Source organism: Candidatus Paracaedibacter symbiosus (assembly GCF_000757605.1).
Lineage (GTDB): Bacteria > Pseudomonadota > Alphaproteobacteria > Paracaedibacterales > Paracaedibacteraceae > Paracaedibacter_A > Paracaedibacter_A symbiosus.
Map to the genome: position 1 here is coordinate 1 of NZ_JQAK01000039.1, position 895 is coordinate 895.

Genomic DNA, 895 nt, shown 5'->3' on the forward strand with positions numbered 1-895 from the left:
GATCGTGTTATCGGAATTGCCTGGCCCCCAGAAAATCCTACTAGGCGAGGGCGCCGCATTGGGATTCGTCTGCAGTGCTCTGAAGTAGCGAGCATTGACGACATTCGTGTCTTCAGGCGAGGCCCACCTCTGGAAGTCATTGACATTCGGATGGACATGACCGATCAGGCGAGCATCCCGCGGCACCGGGCTTATCCATGCGTCTCCGCTGTATAGCTTCTTGACGAGAACGCCATCAACACGCTCCGTCACCAAGGAAAACTCAACCCGCCGTCCGCCCAGAGTGCCCAACTCGTAAATGTCACCAAAGCGCACGGCCTTATCGGTAACAACTACACCCTGAGTACCTGGCAACGCTCCTGTGGCTCTCAACCCTGCAATGGAAGCGTGGCTCCCGAGACCCTCTGTCCTCGGGAAATACCTTAGACCGCTCACTCCACCGGACTGGCTGACAACGTCAACGCTGTTTGCAACAATCCTCTTGCCTGCCGTTCCGAAAGAAGATGATACACGAGACGCACCCCTCCCCCCAACAACAACTCGACCCCAACCTCGCCCAGACGCTCGCCGTTGCCATACGTCATCTCATGGAAGTCCGAGCGAATGCCGTCGACTGCGCCATTTACGAGCCCACTGGCCGTACCGACCACACCATGATCACGAACGTGCTGGACCATAGCCGAAGAGAGCGATACGACGTTTTCCGGCTCGCTTAGCCATGCGATCGTATCGTGCGTCTTGAAGAACATTTCCGGCGTATGCAACCAAGCTTTCACAGCTCCAGTTGCGATTGCGACGGGACGCTCCTGCCCGAATCGAGACTCACGCATCGCCTGAATGATCTCTTCGCGCACCCGCGGAGACGGAGTCGCCTGTGCGTAGCCATCCACGTTTG

2 protein-coding genes are annotated in these 895 nt (G+C 57.5%); one reads left to right on the forward strand and one right to left on the reverse strand.

Features of this window, described 5'->3' with window-relative positions; translation table 11 throughout:
* Positions 1–216 (forward strand): hypothetical protein (locus IG80_RS16030; protein ID WP_198027411.1); only part of this gene is annotated, 216 nt, incomplete at its 5' end.
* 215 nt (positions 217–431) lie between these two features.
* Here IG80_RS16030 and IG80_RS0112070 read toward each other — a convergent pair.
* Positions 432–895: hypothetical protein (locus tag IG80_RS0112070; protein ID WP_032114274.1), on the reverse strand; the 464-nt coding region annotated here is incomplete at its 5' end.